General features: G+C 63.3%; 12 protein-coding genes and 3 rRNA genes. 1 reads left to right on the top strand and 14 read right to left on the bottom strand.

Features of this window, described 5'->3' with window-relative positions; genetic code table 11:
• Window positions 1–26 precede the first annotated feature (26 nt).
• The 4 genes from rrf to murA form a co-directional block, all read right to left on the bottom strand.
• Window positions 27–143: ribosomal RNA gene (rrf, locus tag TTY48_RS15760) — 5S ribosomal RNA — on the bottom strand.
• A gap of 140 nt (window positions 144–283) precedes the next feature.
• A 23S ribosomal RNA gene (locus TTY48_RS15755) occupies window positions 284–3,374 on the bottom strand.
• A gap of 406 nt (window positions 3,375–3,780) precedes the next feature.
• Window positions 3,781–5,306, bottom strand: a 16S ribosomal RNA gene (locus TTY48_RS15750).
• The 16S, 23S and 5S rRNA genes sit together here, the layout of an rRNA operon.
• A gap of 714 nt (window positions 5,307–6,020) precedes the next feature.
• Window positions 6,021–7,274 carry a UDP-N-acetylglucosamine 1-carboxyvinyltransferase gene (gene murA, locus TTY48_RS15745; RefSeq protein WP_220658379.1) on the bottom strand — a complete coding sequence of 418 codons (1,254 nt, stop codon included), beginning with the start codon at window positions 7,272–7,274 and terminating at the stop codon, window positions 6,021–6,023.
• An 85-nt stretch (window positions 7,275–7,359) separates the two neighbouring features.
• Between murA and TTY48_RS15740 the strand changes: the two genes are divergently transcribed.
• A complete protein-coding gene (locus tag TTY48_RS15740; RefSeq protein WP_220658378.1) occupies window positions 7,360–7,935 on the top strand; it encodes a cob(I)yrinic acid a,c-diamide adenosyltransferase in 576 nt (191 codons plus the stop codon).
• A 3-nt stretch (window positions 7,936–7,938) separates the two neighbouring features.
• On the opposite strand, the gene TTY48_RS15735 is transcribed toward TTY48_RS15740, so the two are convergent.
• The 10 genes from TTY48_RS15735 to TTY48_RS15690 form a co-directional block, all read right to left on the bottom strand.
• Window positions 7,939–8,373 carry a DUF2550 domain-containing protein gene (locus tag TTY48_RS15735; protein ID WP_255585700.1) on the bottom strand — a complete coding sequence of 145 codons (435 nt, stop codon included), beginning with the start codon at window positions 8,371–8,373 and terminating at the stop codon, window positions 7,939–7,941.
• A gap of 90 nt (window positions 8,374–8,463) precedes the next feature.
• Window positions 8,464–8,847, bottom strand: coding sequence for a F0F1 ATP synthase subunit epsilon (locus TTY48_RS15730; protein WP_220658377.1), 384 nt, complete (start codon window positions 8,845–8,847; stop codon window positions 8,464–8,466).
• A 7-nt stretch (window positions 8,848–8,854) separates the two neighbouring features.
• Complete coding sequence (gene atpD, locus TTY48_RS15725; RefSeq protein WP_220658376.1) at window positions 8,855–10,300, bottom strand: F0F1 ATP synthase subunit beta; 1,446 nt, start codon at window positions 10,298–10,300, stop codon at window positions 8,855–8,857.
• 18 nt (window positions 10,301–10,318) lie between these two features.
• On the bottom strand, window positions 10,319–11,239 hold the full coding sequence (locus TTY48_RS15720; protein ID WP_220658375.1) for a F0F1 ATP synthase subunit gamma: 921 nt from the start codon (window positions 11,237–11,239) through the stop codon (window positions 10,319–10,321).
• Window positions 11,232–12,866: a F0F1 ATP synthase subunit alpha gene (atpA, locus tag TTY48_RS15715; protein ID WP_220658374.1), complete on the bottom strand. Its 1,635-nt coding sequence runs from the start codon at window positions 12,864–12,866 to the stop codon at window positions 11,232–11,234. Before atpA ends, TTY48_RS15720 begins: the two co-directional genes overlap by 8 nt.
• Before the next feature lie 47 nt (window positions 12,867–12,913).
• Window positions 12,914–14,260 (bottom strand): F0F1 ATP synthase subunit B/delta, encoded by a 1,347-nt coding sequence (locus tag TTY48_RS15710; protein ID WP_220658373.1) that lies wholly within the window; start codon window positions 14,258–14,260, stop codon window positions 12,914–12,916.
• Complete coding sequence (locus tag TTY48_RS15705) at window positions 14,261–14,773, bottom strand: F0F1 ATP synthase subunit B (RefSeq protein ID WP_220658372.1); 513 nt, start codon at window positions 14,771–14,773, stop codon at window positions 14,261–14,263.
• A gap of 29 nt (window positions 14,774–14,802) precedes the next feature.
• On the bottom strand, window positions 14,803–15,048 hold the full coding sequence (locus TTY48_RS15700; protein ID WP_220658371.1) for a F0F1 ATP synthase subunit C: 246 nt from the start codon (window positions 15,046–15,048) through the stop codon (window positions 14,803–14,805).
• A gap of 78 nt (window positions 15,049–15,126) precedes the next feature.
• The gene (gene atpB, locus TTY48_RS15695; protein ID WP_220658370.1) at window positions 15,127–15,888 is read right to left on the bottom strand and encodes a F0F1 ATP synthase subunit A; all 762 of its coding nucleotides are present in this window, start codon (window positions 15,886–15,888) and stop codon (window positions 15,127–15,129) included.
• Window positions 15,885–16,301, bottom strand: a complete 417-nt coding sequence (locus TTY48_RS15690; protein WP_220658369.1) for an ATP synthase subunit I — start codon at window positions 16,299–16,301, stop codon at window positions 15,885–15,887. The genes atpB and TTY48_RS15690 overlap by 4 nt, the downstream gene beginning before the upstream one ends.
• Window positions 16,302–16,432: the final 131 nt, after the last annotated feature.

Raw genomic sequence — 16,432 nt, 5'->3', positions numbered from 1 at the left:
GGGCTTTCATCCTGTATCTAATTTTAGTCCGGCGGTGTCCTACTCTCCCACACCCTCACGAGTGCAGTACCATCGGCGCTGGAGGGCTTAGCTTCCGGGTTCGGAATGGAGCCGGGCGTTTCCCCTCCGCTATGGCCGCCGTAACACTGCGAAACAAACACACAGTCGTGTGCTGTCTCAGACATTGCATAGTGGACGCGACCCAACCGTCGAAGCGGCTGGATTCTTCATTGTTACATGCTCTTGTTAGCACACACGTGTTCGTTTTGGCGAATGTTATGTGTGTGGTAAGTCCTCGACCGATTAGTACCAGTCACCTACACGCATTACTGCGCTTCCAGTTCTGGCCTATCAACCCCATAGTCTGTAGGGGGTCTTACCCACTCAAGGTGGTGAGAAACCTAATCTTGGAACAGGCTTCCCGCTTAGATGCTTTCAGCGGTTATCCCTTCCGAACGTAGCCAACCAGCCGTGCTCCTGGTGGAACAACTGGCACACCAGAGGTTCGTCCGTCCCGGTCCTCTCGTACTAGGGACAGCCTTCCTCAAGTTTCTAACGCGCGCGGCGGATAGAGACCGAACTGTCTCACGACGTTCTAAACCCAGCTCGCGTGCCGCTTTAATGGGCGAACAGCCCAACCCTTGGGACCTACTCCAGCCCCAGGATGCGACGAGCCGACATCGAGGTGCCAAACCATCCCGTCGATATGGACTCTTGGGGAAGATCAGCCTGTTATCCCCGGGGTACCTTTTATCCGTTGAGCGACACCGCTTCCACTTGCCGGTGCCGGATCACTAGTCCCGACTTTCGTCCCTGCTCGACCTGTCAGTCTCACAGTCAAGCTCCCTTGTGCACTTGCACTCAACACCTGATTGCCAACCAGGCTGAGGGAACCTTTGGGCGCCTCCGTTACATTTTGGGAGGCAACCGCCCCAGTTAAACTACCCACCAGGCACTGTCCCTGAACCAGATCATGGTCCGAGGTTAAGGTATCCAATACGATCAGAGTGGTATTTCAACAACGACTCCACGAACACTGGCGTGCCCGCTTCACAGTCTCCCACCTATCCTACACAAACCGAACCGAACACCAATACCAAGCTATAGTGAAGGTCCCGGGGTCTTTTTCGTCCCTGCCGCGCGTAACGAGCATCTTTACTCGTACTGCAATTTCGCCGAGTCTGTGGTTGAGACAGCAGAGAAGTCGTTACGCCATTCGTGCAGGTCGGAACTTACCCGACAAGGAATTTCGCTACCTTAGGATGGTTATAGTTACCACCGCCGTTTACTGGGGCTTAAATTCTCAGCTTCGCCTTACGGCTAACCGGTCCTCTTAACCTTCCAGCACCGGGCAGGCGTCAGTCCATATACATCGTCTTACGACTTCGCATGGACCTGTGTTTTTAGTAAACAGTCGCTTCTCTCTGGTCTCTGCGACCCCACACAGCTCACGGAGTAAATCCGGTCACCATGCGAGGTCCCCCTTCTCCCGAAGTTACGGGGGCATTTTGCCGAGTTCCTTAACCACAGTTCTCTCGATCTCCTTGGTATTCTCTACCTGACCACCTGTGTTGGTTTGGGGTACGGGCCACATCAGATCTCGCTAGAGGCTTTTCTCGGCAGCATAGGATCATGGAATTCGCCGCAACGGCTACGCATCACCTCTCAGGCTCAATGAGATCCGGATTTGCCTAGATCTCGCCCTACAGGCTTACACCAGTACAACCACTGACTGGCCCCACTACCTTCCTGCGTCACCCCATCGCTTGACTACTACCAGCCGAGGTCCCGTGCATCCACTCAAATGTCACCCGAAGGTGATCGATGAGCTTCAGGACGGTTAGTACAACTGATTCATCAGGGGCGATCTGACACGGGTACGGGAATATCAACCCGTTGTCCATCGACTACGCCTGTCGGCCTCGCCTTAGGTCCCGACTCACCCTGGGAGGATTAACCTAGCCCAGGAACCCTTGGTCATCCGGAGGACAAGTTTCTCACTTGCCATTCGCTACTCATGCCTGCATTCTCACTCGCGCAGCCTCCACAACTAGGTCACCCTGCTGCTTCTACGGCTGCACGACGCTCCCCTACCCACCCACAGTCAAAACTGTGAGTGCCGCGGCTTCGGCGGTGTACTTGAGCCCCGCTACATTGTCGGCGCCCAGCCACTAGACCAGTGAGCTATTACGCACTCTTTCAAGGGTGGCTGCTTCTAAGCCAACCTCCTGGTTGTCTTCGCGACCGGACATCCTTTTCCACTTAGTACACGCTTAGGGGCCTTAGCCGGCGATCTGGGCTGTTTCCCTCTCGACTACGAAGCTTATCCCCCGCAGTCTCACTGCCACGTTCTCACTTACCGGCATTCGGAGTTTGGCTGACGTCAGTAACCTGTGAGGGCCCATCGGCCATCCAGTAGCTCTACCTCCGGCAAGAAACACGTGACGCTGCACCTAAATGCATTTCGGGGAGAACCAGCTATCACGGAGTTTGATTGGCCTTTCACCCCTACCCACAGCTCATCCCCTCAGTTTTCAACCTAAGTGGGTTCGGGCCTCCACAACATCTTACTGCTGCTTCACCCTGGCCATGGGTAGATCACTCCGCTTCGGGTCCAGACCCGGCGACTCAAACGCCCTATTCGGACTCGCTTTCGCTACGGCTACCCCACAACGGGTTAACCTCGCCACCGAGCACTGACTCGCAGGCTCATTCTTCAAAAGGCACGCCATCACCCCACAACGAGGGCTCTGACGGATTGTAAGCACACGGTTTCAGGTACTATTTCACTCCCCTCCCGGGGTACTTTTCACCTTTCCCTCACGGTACTAGTCCGCTATCGGTCGCAAGGTAGTATTTAGGCTTACCGAGTGGTCTCGGCAGATTCACAGCGGATTTCACGGGCCCGCTGCTACTCGGGAATCCATCACAACAGTCACCACGTTTTCGGTTACAGGACTCTCACCCTCTCCGGCAGACCATTCCAGGCCACTTCACCTAACATGATGATTTCTTACTGTCGTCCAGCCAGGTAGAACTGGAAAGATGAACCCCACAACACCACACACACAACCCCTACCCGGTATCACATGTGCATGGTTTAGCCTCATCCGCTTTCGCTCGCCACTACTCACGGAATCACTATTGTTTTCTCTTCCTGAGGGTACTGAGATGTTTCACTTCCCCTCGTTCCCTCCACACCGCCTATATATTCAGCGGCAGGTAACACCACATGACTGGTGCTGGGTTTCCCCATTCGGAAATCCTCGGATCACAGCTCGGTTGACAGCTCCCCGAGGCATATCGCAGCCTCCCACGTCCTTCATCGGCTCCTTGCGCCAAGGCATCCACCGTGCGCCCTTAGACACTTACAACACACAAAACACACACCAAACACACAACAACGCATGCTCGCTGCGCCCTCATGACATCAAAGCGCCAAAAAAACACAAACAAAATGCTTACACAGAAACATGTAAAATTACAGAAACAAAAACCACTGAACCAGAAAACTGGAACAGAAGTTGATGCTCGCGTCCACTATACAATTCTCAAACAACACACACCATCACACCGCCACCAACCCACACCCCACAAACGAGGCCCAGTACGTCAGCACAGACATGCAACAGCAAGAGAAGAACGTGCCCTCTCAGACACCCAACAGTGTATCGATGAACCCCCACCCACCCAAAGGCAGGAAAGGAAAGTCAGTGTTCCACCCAATTGAGCGACCGCCGAACCACACTCGGGCTCGAAACGGCACTAAATGCTCCTTAGAAAGGAGGTGATCCAGCCGCACCTTCCGGTACGGCTACCTTGTTACGACTTCGTCCCAATCGCCAATCCCACCTTCGACAGCTCCCTCCCACAAGGGGGTTAGGCCACCGGCTTCGGGTGTTACCGACTTTCATGACGTGACGGGCGGTGTGTACAAGGCCCGGGAACGTATTCACCGCAGCGTTGCTGATCTGCGATTACTAGCGACTCCGACTTCATGGGGTCGAGTTGCAGACCCCAATCCGAACTGAGACGCGCTTTAAGGGATTCGCTCCACCTCACGGTATCGCAGCCCTCTGTACGCGCCATTGTAGCATGTGTGAAGCCCTGGACATAAGGGGCATGATGACTTGACGTCATCCCCACCTTCCTCCGAGTTGACCCCGGCAGTCTCTCACGAGTCCCCACCATTACGTGCTGGCAACATGAGACAAGGGTTGCGCTCGTTGCGGGACTTAACCCAACATCTCACGACACGAGCTGACGACAGCCATGCACCACCTGTATAGAAGGCACAAGGCAAACCGAATCTCTCCGGCGATCCTCTATATGTCAAACCCAGGTAAGGTTCTTCGCGTTGCATCGAATTAATCCACATGCTCCGCCGCTTGTGCGGGCCCCCGTCAATTCCTTTGAGTTTTAGCCTTGCGGCCGTACTCCCCAGGCGGGGTACTTAATGCGTTAGCTACGGCACGGATCCCGTGGAAGGAAACCCACACCTAGTACCCACCGTTTACGGCGTGGACTACCAGGGTATCTAATCCTGTTCGCTACCCACGCTTTCGCTCCTCAGCGTCAGTTACTGCCCAGAGACCCGCCTTCGCCACCGGTGTTCCTCCTGATATCTGCGCATTCCACCGCTACACCAGGAATTCCAGTCTCCCCTACAGTACTCAAGTCTGCCCGTATCGCCTGCAGGCCCGAGGTTAAGCCTCGGGTTTTCACAGACGACGTGACAAACCGCCTACGAGCTCTTTACGCCCAGTAATTCCGGACAACGCTTGCACCCTACGTATTACCGCGGCTGCTGGCACGTAGTTGGCCGGTGCTTCTTCTGTAGGTACCGTCACTTGCGCTTCGTCCCTACTGAAAGAGGTTTACAACCCGAAGGCCGTCATCCCTCACGCGGCGTCGCTGCATCAGGCTTGCGCCCATTGTGCAATATTCCCCACTGCTGCCTCCCGTAGGAGTCTGGGCCGTGTCTCAGTCCCAGTGTGGCCGGTCGCCCTCTCAGGCCGGCTACCCGTCGTCGCCTTGGTAGGCCATTACCCCCACCAACAAGCTGATAGGCCGCGGGCCCATCCTGTACCGCAAAAAGCTTTCCACCAACCCCCCATGCAGGAGAAGGTCATATCCGGTATTAGACCCAGTTTCCCAGGCTTATCCCGAAGTACAGGGCAGGTCACCCACGTGTTACTCACCCGTTCGCCACTCGTGTACCCCCGAAAGGGGCCTTACCGTTCGACTTGCATGTGTTAAGCACGCCGCCAGCGTTCGTCCTGAGCCAGGATCAAACTCTCCATAAAAAACACTAGAAACACAAAATGTTTCAGCATAATCAGGAAATCCTGAACAAAACGAAAACACTGACAAAATCAATGTCTTCAAAAATATATCTCGCAAAGAAATAAACGAGAAAAGCCACAACACAAAACAACAGAAACGTTGTTCCATGCGTGCCAAAAAATTTGGCACTGACAATTCATCGACACACTGTTGAGTTCTCAAAGAACACGCCCAACGCGGCCCGCACCGCCCAACGAATCCCGAAGAATTCGTAGTGTTTTTGGCGGATTGGATACCTTCGCAGGCAACCGTTCCAGGTTACATCCTCGCTCTCCGCCTGTCAAGGCGGGCTGCTCGGAGCAACCGTTCTAGCTTAGCAGACCGGATTCTCGTCCGCAACTCGCCTTCCGGCGGGCTGCGGCCGGACTCGGTCTGAGTCCGCCGCACCACATGGGAGAGCCTCACGAACCCGCCGTGAAGCGCGTTCGAGTTCGTAGGTTCTCTTCCGTGTTGGCCAGCGCGATGATCGTTTCCGATCAGTCCCGGTTTCCGACATCCGGTGGCGGCTTCGAAATCCCAGCTAGAAGCTGGTCTCGGTGGGCCCTCCGGGCGGCGCCGTGGCGCGCTGACTTGAAATAAGTTACACACATCGAGCGCAGTACACAAATCGGCAGGTCAGGGGTGGGAAACATGCGCGTCATCCGCGCTGTTCCGCGCCCGCAGGGGCTATCGAGTCAGGAAACCCGCTCGATCCGTCCGCCCAGCGCGGTCAGCACCCCCACGAAGTTCGGATATCCGCGGTCGATGTGGAAGACGTCGTGCACCTCGGTCACCCCGTCGGCGCACAGGCCCGCCAGCACCAGGCCCACGCCGGCACGGATGTCGGTCGACCAGACGGGTGCGCTCGAGAGCTGCTCCACTCCCCTGATCACGGCGTGATGACCGTCGGTGCGGGCATCCGCACCCAGCCGCACCATCTCCTCGACGAAACGGAACCGCGCCTCGAAGACGTTCTCGGTGATCATCGACGTGCCGTCCGCGACGCACGCCATGCCGATGGCCATCGGCTGCAGGTCGGTCGGGAATCCCGGGAACGGGAGGGTCGCCACGTTCACGGCGTGCGGACGCTCGGGCGAGGCGATGCGGAAACCGTCGGCACGCTCGGTGACCGTGGCGCCGGCGTCCTGCAGCTTCTGCAGGACGACACCCAGGGTGTCGGGGGCGATCCCGTTCACCGTGATGTCGCCGCGGGTCATCACCGCGGCGAATCCCCACGTGGCCGCCACGATGCGGTCGCCGATCACCCGGTGCTCCGTGGGGTGCAGCTTCTCCACTCCCCGCACCATCAGGGTGTCGGTCCCGATCCCCTCGATATCGGCACCCATCTGCACCAGCATCGTGCACAGATCCACGATCTCCGGCTCGCGGGCCACATTGCTGATCACCGTGAGACCGCTGGCGAGAACCGCCGCCATGAGGATGTTCTCCGTGGCCCCCACCGAGGGGAACTCCAGGGTGATCTCCGCACCGGTCAGCGAATCTGCCTGAGCCACAACACATCCGTGCTCGATCGAGCTCGTCGCACCGAGGGCGCGCAACCCGGACTGGTGCATGTCCAGGGGGCGCGATCCGATCGCGTCGCCACCCGGGAGCGCCACCACGGCGCGGTGCTCGCGCGCCATCAGCGGACCCAGCACGCACACCGAGGCGCGGAACTGCTTGACCGCGTCGAAGTCCGCGCGGTGATTGAGCACGGCCGGCGTGGTGATGCGCGCCGTGTCCCCGTCGAGCTCCACCTCCGCACCGAGACCGCGCAGGACGTCCGCCATCAGGGGCACGTCCAGGATCTCGGGGCAATTGGTGAGCACCGACGTGCCCTCCGCGAGCAACGCCGCCGCCATCAGTTTGAGGACGCTGTTCTTCGCGCCGCCCACGGTGACCTCGCCGGTCAACCGGGCTCCGCCATGCACTAGAAACTTCTCACCCACGGCCCTCACCCTAGGGCACTGCGGCGAACGGACACATCTCACCGCGACGAGCCGCGTCCCGTCGCCGCGGCGATACCCTGGACCTATGGCGGTACACCTCACCCGGATCTACACCCGGACCGGAGACGACGGGACCACCGGTCTCGGCGACTTCTCCCGGGTTCCGAAGTCCGATGCGCGCCTGCGGGCGTACGCCGATTGCGACGAGGCGAACGCCGCCCTGGGGGTGGCGGTCACCGTCGGCGCTCCCCCACCGGAGTTGGCCACGGTCCTGCTCCGGATCCAGAACGACCTGTTCGACGTGGGCGCGGACCTGTCCAACCCGATCGTCGACGACCCCGAATACCCGCCCCTGCGGGTGACGCCCGATTACATCGAGCGGCTCGAGGGCTGGTGCGACGAGTACAACGCCGATCTCCCCAAGCTGGATTCGTTCGTGCTGCCCGGCGGTACCCCCTTGGCCGCCTACCTGCACGTGGCGCGCACGGTGGTGCGCCGGGCGGAGCGGTCGGCGTGGGAAGCCGTCGCCGAACACGGCGAGACGGTCTCGGTGCTGCCGGCGAAGTACCTCAACCGGCTCTCGGACCTGTTGTTCATCCTGTCCCGCGTGGCCAATCCCGACGGTGACGTGCTCTGGCGGCCGGGCGGCGAGCGGGACTGAGCCCTACTCCAGCCGCTGGCGGCGCGGCGACGGCCGCGACTCGAGCCAGGACTGGAAGGCGGTCAGACCGTCCCGCGCGAAGGCGAGCTCGGTCTCCCCGTCGGGCGTGGCCGCGTGGACGATCACCATATCGGGATCGATCACATCGAGTTCGGTGCCCGACGGTGCGCGGCGACCGATGATCTCGGTCTCGCCGCGCGGCAAGGTCCAACTGGGGCCGAGCCGAATACTGGTGAGCCGGTAGTACTTCAGCTCGTGATCGTCGTACCGGAGGGTGCCGTGGCGCCAGCCCTGCTCGGGCTGCGCGGGCAGATAACGGAGGATGATCGGGACGCCGGCGACGCGGAGGCTGTACAGCCGCAGCGCGATCACCGCACCGACAGCGAGCAGCACGAGGATGAGGACAGCCGCGCCGAAGACCGCTACGCCCACATCCACCTGATCGCCACCCTTCGCACCTCTACCGCGGATACGCGAAAGCCGGTGGCCCGTTCACCGGGCCACCGGCTTCACGCTGCTATCTCTACTCTACTTGCCCGCGAGGTATTCGAGGGCGCGCAGCCGTCCCTGCGCCACCACCTGCTCGTCGGACCCGTCCGGCGCGGCGTCCAGCTCGCGACGCACCGTGGCCTCGTCCAGCGACGAAGCCCACTCGGCGCCGTCGGCCAGGACCGTGACCTTCTCGCCCGTCACCGAGAGGAACCCTCCGCGGATGGCGGCGGCGAGTCGCTCGCCGGCCGTCGTCTGGATGGCGACAGCGCCACCCTGGACGAGCTGGCCGAACAGCGGCTCGTGATGAGCCAGGACACCCAGCTCACCCTCCGTGGTCTGGGCGATGACGTAGCTCGCCTCGCCCGACCACAGCCGCTCCTCGACGGAGACGACCTCTACCTGAAATGCCGTGTCAGCCAATTGAAGGTCACTTCCCGGCGATCTTCTTCGCGGCCGCCTCGACGTCGTCGAGACCACCACAGCTGTTGAACGCCTGCTCGGGCAGGTGATCGAACTCGCCCTTGCACACGCGGTCGAAGGCCTCGATGGTGTCGGCCAGCGGCACGACCGAGCCCTTCTCGCCGGTGAACTTCTCGGCGACGATGAAGTTCTGGCCGAGGAACTTCTGGATACGGCGAGCGCGCTGCACCGTGACCTTGTCCTCTTCCGAGAGCTCATCCATACCGAGGATGGCGATGATGTCCTGCAGCTCCTTGTACTTCTGAAGGATGCGCTTGACCTCGTTGGCCACGCGGAAGTGGTTGTCGCCCACGATCGAGGCCTCGAGGATGCGCGAGGTCGACGTCAGCGGATCCACGGCGGGGTAGATACCCAGCTGCGAGATCGGACGCGAGAGCTCGGTGGTCGCATCGAGGTGCGCGAAGGTGGTGGCCGGCGCCGGGTCGGTGTAGTCGTCGGCGGGCACGTAGATGGCCTGCAGCGACGTGATGGACCGGCCCTTCGTCGAGGTGATGCGCTCCTGGAGCTCACCCATCTCGTCCGCCAGCGTCGGCTGGTAACCCACGGCCGAAGGCATACGACCCAGCAGGGTCGAGACCTCGGAACCGGCCTGCGTGAACCGGAAGATGTTGTCGATGAACAGCAGCACGTCCTGGTGCTGGACATCGCGGAAGTACTCGGCCATGGTCAGGGCCGAGAGGGCGACGCGCATACGCGTGCCCGGCGGCTCGTCCATCTGACCGAACACCAAGGCGGTGTCCTGAAGAACGCCCATCTCCTCCATCTCGAGGTGGAGGTCGGTGCCCTCACGAGTACGCTCGCCGACGCCCGCGAACACCGAGGTGCCCGAGAACTCGCGCGCGATACGGGTGATCATCTCCTGGATCAGAACGGTCTTGCCGACGCCGGCACCACCGAACAGACCGATCTTGCCGCCCTTGACGTACGGGGTCAGCAGGTCGATGACCTTGATGCCCGTCTCCAGGATCTCGGTCTTACCCTCGAGCTGATCGAAGGCCGGGGGCTTGCGGTGGATGCCCCACTGCTCGCCGTCACGGCCGAGTCCGGGGGTGTCCAGGCAGTCGCCGAGGGCGTTGAAGACGTGGCCCTTGACGACATCGCCGACGGGCACGCGGATCGGGAAGCCCGAGTCGGTGACGTCGGTGCCGCGGACCAGGCCGTCGGTGGGCTGCATCGAGATGGCGCGCACCAGGTTGTCGCCCAGGTGCTGCGCGACCTCGAGGGTCAGCGTCTTGGCCACGGACGGGAGGGTGATCTCCGCGTGCAGGGCGTTGAACAGGTCGGGAACGGCGCCGCGCGGGAACTCGATGTCGACGACGGGGCCGATGACCCGCGTCACGCGACCGGTGGCCGCAGCGGTGCCCGCCGACGCGGGCTGGGTAGCTGTAGTCATACTTTCTAATCCCGTTTCTTAGTTTGCGAGGGCGCCGGCGCCACCGACGATTTCGCTGATTTCCTGGGTGATCTGCGCCTGACGGAGCTGGTTGGCCTCACGGGAGAGCGAGACAGCCAGATCGTTGGCGTTGTCGGTGGCCGCCTTCATGGCCGTACGACGCGCGGCGTTCTCGGACGCCGCGGAGTCGAGCAGGGCCGCGAAGACGCGGGTGGCGATGTACTTCGGCAGCAGGGCCGACAGCAGCGTGTCCGCACCCGGCTCGAAGGTGAAGTTCCGCTCCGGACCGTCGTCGGTCGCCGTGTCGTCGGCCTCCTCGACCACGAGGGGCGCCATCCGGCGAACCTCGGGGGTCTGCGAGAGCATCGACACGAAGCGCGTGTACACGATGTGCAGCTCGTCGACGCCGTGCGTCTCCGTGCCGTCGATCGTCACGTACTCGTCCGAGCCGGCCTCGAAGAGCTTCACCAGCGTCTCGGTCGCGGCGACCGCGTCCGTGTGGTGCGGCTGCTGCGAGAAACCGGTCCACGATCCGGCGACCTGCTGGCCGCGGAATGTGAAGTAGTCGAGCCCCTTCTGTCCCATGGTGTACAGGACGGGCTCCTTGCCCTCCGACTTCAGCAGCTCGATGAGCTCGCGCGTCTCACGCAACACGTTCGAGTTGTAGCCGCCGCACATGCCGCGGTCCGAGCTCACCACGAGGATCGCGGCGCGCTTGGCCTTCGGGCGCTCGGTCAGCAGCGGGTGATCGAGCGAACCCGACTTGCTGGCGAGCTCGGAGAGGACCGCGGTCATCTCCTCGGAGTAGGGCTTGGCGGCCGCCACTCGCGCCTGCGCCTTGGTGATCCGCGAGGTCGCGATCAGCTCCTGCGCCTTGGTGATCTTCTTGGTCGAGTTGACCGACCGGATCCGCGAGCGCAGCTCTCGGATACTAGCCATTGCGCTTGACCTTGATCGTCTCCTGCTCGACGTCCTCGGCGGGGAGGGCGTCCGCGTCCGCCTCGTTCACCACGCGCGAACCGTCGGAGGCGAGGAAGCTCTGCTTGAACTTGTCGGTCTCGGCCTCGAGGATCTTGGCCTGGTCCTTCTCGAGCACCTTGCCGCCCGCGATGGACTCGTACACGCCCGAGGCGGCGTGGTGCAGGTGGCTCAGCAGCTCGGCGTCGAAGCGACGGACGTCGTCGACCGGCACCGAGTCGTAGAAGCCCTCACCGCAGAGGTAGATCGAGACGATCTCGTCCTCGACGGAGACGGGGCTGTACTGGTCCTGCTTGAGCAGCTCGACCCAGCGGGCGCCACGGGCCAGCTGCGCCTTCGAGGCGTCGTCGAGGTCCGAGGCGAAGGCCGAGAAGGCCTCCAGCTCACGGAACTGGGCCAGCTCCAGACGCAGCGAGCCCGAGACCTTCTTCAGGCCCTTGGTCTGCGCGGCGCCACCGACACGGGACACCGAGGTACCGACGTTGATCGCGGGGCGCACGCCCTTGTTGAACAGGTCGGACTCGAGGAAGACCTGGCCGTCGGTGATCGAGATGACGTTGGTCGGGATGAACGCCGAGACGTCGTTGGCCTTGGTCTCGATGATCGGCAGCGCCGTCATCGAACCGCCGCCGAGGGCGTCGGACAGCTTCGCCGAACGCTCCAGCAGGCGCGAGTGCAGGTAGAAGACGTCACCCGGGTAGGCCTCGCGGCCCGGCGGGCGGCGCAGCAGCAGCGAGATGGCGCGGTAGGCCTCGGCCTGCTTCGACAGGTCGTCGAAGACGATGAGGACGTGCTTGCCCTGGTACATCCAGTGCTGGCCGAGGGCCGAGCCGGTGTACGGGGCGAGCCACTTGAAGCCGGCCGAGTCGGACGCGGGAGCGGCCACGATGGTGGTGTACTCCATGGCGCCGGCCTCGTCGAGCGCGGCCTTCACGCCGGCGATCGTCGAGCCCTTCTGACCGATGGCGACGTAGATGCAGCGGACCTGCTTGGTCGGGTCGCCGGTCTCCCAGTTCGCCTTCTGGTTGAGGATCGTGTCGACGCAGACGGCGGTCTTGCCGGTCTTGCGGTCGCCGATCACCAGCTGGCGCTGGCCGCGGCCGATGGCGGTCATGGCGTCGATGGCCTTGATGCCGGTGGCGAGCGACTCCTCCACGGGCTGGCGCTCGAGCACGGTGGCGGCCTGCAGCTCGAGGACGCGCTGCTCCTCGGCCTCGATGTCGCCCAGGCCGTCGATCGGCTGACCCAGCGGGTTCACCACGCGGCCCAGGAACTTGTCGCCCACGGGCACGGACAGCACGTCGCCGGTGCGGCGGACCTGCTGGCCCTCCTCGAGCGACTCGTAGTTACCGAGGATGACGGCGCCGATCTCGTCCTCGTCGAGGTTCAGGGCCACGCCGAGCACCCCACCGGGGAACTCGAGCAGCTCATTCGCCATCGCGCCGGGCAGACCCGTCACGTGGGCGATGCCGTCGGCGGTATCGGAGACGGTGCCGATCTCCTCGCGGGAGGCGTCGGCCTCGAACGTCGAGACGTACTGCTCGATCGCGCCCTTGACGTCGTCGGTTGAGATCGTCAACTCAGCCATGAGTACTCGTTTCCCTCTTTTGTGTTCTGGGTGGAAGTTTGTGTGTGTTAACGGGGCAGCTGCTCGGCGGCCTTGTCGAGCCGCGACGCGATGTCGGCCTCGATGACCTCGTTGCCCACCGTGATGCGCAGGCCGCCCAGGAGCTCGGGGACGACCTCGGTCTGCACCGCGATCTTGCGCTGGTAGATGCGGGCCAGCAGGTCCGCGGTGCGGGTCCGCTGGGCATCGGTGAGCGCGACGGCCGATTCGACCACCGCGACCGACTCGCCGCGCCGGGCGGCGGCCAGCTCGGCGATCGACGCCACGGCGGCGTCCACGCGTCCGACGCGCACCAGCCGCACCGTCTGGCGCAGCAGCGCCTGGGTGAACGGATTCACCTTGCCGCCGAAGACCTTGTCCAGCAGTGCGATCCGCGCGGCTGCAGGTGCCCGGGTGTCGGACAGTGCGGCGGTGAGCTTCGGCTCGCTCTCGAGGATGCGTCCCGCGCGGAACAGCTCGTCCTCGGTCTCGTCGAGCTTGCCGGCACGCTCGGCGCCGAGCAGCACGGCCACGCGGGCCTGGCGCTCGATCGCGGTCACGAAGTCGGCGGGCGAGGACCACTTGGACGCGGCGGCGTCCTGGACGAAGGCCGCGGCCTCGTCGCTGATCTTGCCGCCGAACAGGTTCGAGACCAGCTGACGCTTCGCCTCGGGGGCCTCCGCCGACTCGGCGAGGTGCTTGCGCAGCACCGGCTGCTCGTTGAGCACGTTCACCACATCGGCCAGATCGTCGGCGACCTTGGCCAGCGCGGCCTCCTCGACGGAGGCGGTGCGCTGATCGAAGCCGGCGGCCAGCTGACGCAGCGCGTCGCGGCTGGCGGCGCGCAGCGAACGGGTGCCGATGCGGTCGGCCTCGGTCACGCGCACCTCGTCGGCGCCCTGGGTCATCGACTCGAGCTCGGTGAGCGAGCGGTCGACCGATGCGGACTGGTTGGCGGGGTCGGCGAGGTGGCTGCGGACGAGCTGTCCGGCCACGTCGACGGCCTCGGTGCCGAGCTCGGCACGGTAGCCGCGCACGAGGTTGCTGCGGTTCAGCGAGACCTGGCCCTGGCCGTGCTCGCCGATCCGGGCGACCTCGCGCTCAGTCTGGAGGCGCAGCTCCTCGCGGATGGCGTCCGCGTCGCCGCGGGCCTCGTCGCGGATCTGGCTGCCCTCGCGGGCCGCGTCCTCACGGGCGCGATCGCCGGCCTGGCCGGCCTGCGACAGCTTCTCCTGCGCGGTGCGCGACTCCTCCAGCTGCGCGCGGACGGTGTCCTGGCGCTCCTTCATGAGTCGCTTCACCACGGGGACGACGTACTTCCACAGGACGAAGAGGATGACCGCGAAAGCGATGAGGTTACCGATCAATACGCCCATCTAGTTCTTCACCACCTTCTGGTTCGAGATCTCATCCAGCTTCGTCTTGAGGGCCGGGTCCTGCGTCACGTCGAAGCCGAGCACGCGGCTCGCCAACGACGCCGAGAGCGGAGCGAGATCGGTCCGTGCCGCCGCGGCCGCGGAATCGCCCGCGGCGCGCAGCTGCTCGGTCTTCTCGCGCGTGATCGCATCCGCCTCGGCGCTGGCCCGCTGCTTCTGCTCCTCCATCGAAGCGCGGCCGGTGGCGCGCGCCTCGTCGCGGATGCTGCCGGCCTCGCCCCGAGCGGAGGCGAGCCCCGCGCGGTACTCGGCCTCGGCGTCCTCGAACCCCTTGGCCGCCGCGCGACCGTCGTTCGCGGTCTGGTTGATCATCTTCTCGCGATCATCCAGGACCTGCTGAATCGAAGGGGCCACGAAGAACCAGATCACCGCGAGCACGATCAGGAAGATGATCAGGCACGCAAAGAAGGTTCCCGTTGTGGGGAGTAGAAAGTTATCCGCAGCGAGCTGCATGACGTCAGTCCCGTTTCTCTGGAATGGAATCAGCCGAGGGGGTTCGCGAAGACGAACAGAGCCATGAAGGCCAGGTTGATGAAGTACGCGGCCTCGACCAGACCAACAGTGATGAAGAACGGGGTCATCAGGCGGCCCTGGGCCTCCGGCTGCCGCGCGATGCCGGCGACGAGCTGGGAACCGGCGAGACCGTTACCGATACCGGCGCCGATGGCGCCGCCACCCATGATCAGGCCGCCGCCGATGAGGGCACCCTGCGCGATGTTCGGATCCATTTATCTTTTCCCTTTCGGTTTCTGGTAGTCGGCCTACCAGGGTCTATGCAGCCGTGGCCCGGTGCGGGCCACGACAAGTCAGTGGTGGTCCGTCTTCTCCATGGCAGTGGAGAAGTACAGGATGGTCAGCAGCGAGAAGATGAACGCCTGGATGAGGCCGACGAAGAGCTCGAAGGACTTCCACAGGGAGTTCGGGAACCACAGCACGTAGGCCGGCAGCATCGCGATGACCGCGACCATGACGGTGCCGGCGAAGACGTTGCCGAACAGTCGCAGGGCCAGCGAGAGCGGCTTGGAGACGAGCTCCTCGATCACGTTGATCGGCGCCAGGCCGATCGCGTGGCCCCGGACCACCTTCGCCGGGTAGCCGAGCGCGCCGTGGGTGCGGAAACCGGCGGCGTGGTAGCCGATGTAGACGACCAGCACGAGCGCGTACACGAAGCTCACGTCGGCGGCCGGGGGCAGGAAGATCTCAGCGGGCTTACCGTCCGGGCCGGTGTACTGCTGCGGCAGCACGGCCAGCCAGTTGGCGGCCAGGATCAGCGTGAACAGCGCGATGGCCAGCGGCAGCAGGAAGGGAGCGACGCGCATGCCGATCGCGGACTCGATCTGCCCGCGGAGCTGAATGGTGATGGCCTCCCAGAACAGCTGCACACCGCTCGGCACGCCGGTCGAGGTGACCTTCGCCTTGAGGATGAACGCCAGGATGAGGACGATCGTGGCCGCGATGGCCGTGGCGAGGACGGTGTCCCAGTGGAAGGTGATCCCGAAGATCTCGATCGCCTTGTAGTGGGCGACGTTGATACCGCCGCCACCCTCGGCTAGCTGAATCGTGTTCATGACTGCTGGCGAAGCCCTTTCAGAACGGGAATGACGGTGTTCAGGACGAGGACGATCTGACCGACCGCGAGGCCGAAGATCACGCCCAGCCCATCGGGCCGGAAGAAGTAGGCGATCACGATCGCGATGACCGAGACCACGCCGAGGCGCACCATCGAGTTGACGGCGACCGGAGTCTTGCGGGGCTCGTCCTCGGCGGTGACCGTGGCCACCTTGAGAACGGCGAGCTTCGCATTGAGCACGGCCAACAGACCGCCGACCAGGAACCAGGCGGCGAACCAGGGATGCCCGAGGGCGGTACCGATGCCACCGGCGACCACGGTCAGACCGACCATGATGACGATGGGATTGATCATGCTCACGCCGACAGGCCGCTGCTGTGCCTCGTCAACGGAGGGGGCTGGCGTCGTCATGTCCCCTCCTTCGGGGTCTGGGGCGCGGCCCTGATCAGGGCGCTGCGACCGGCGGCGTCTGCCGAATCCGCGACATGGGTCACATCACGAATTCTTTGTGATTCGCTGAGACTCTACCAAGAAGTAGGGAC

The sequence above is a fragment of the Tsukamurella sp. TY48 genome, assembly GCF_019656655.1.
In the GTDB taxonomy this organism is placed as follows: Bacteria; Actinomycetota; Actinomycetes; order Mycobacteriales; family Mycobacteriaceae; genus Tsukamurella; species Tsukamurella strandjordii.
This window is presented reverse-complemented; position numbering and strand designations above follow the sequence as displayed.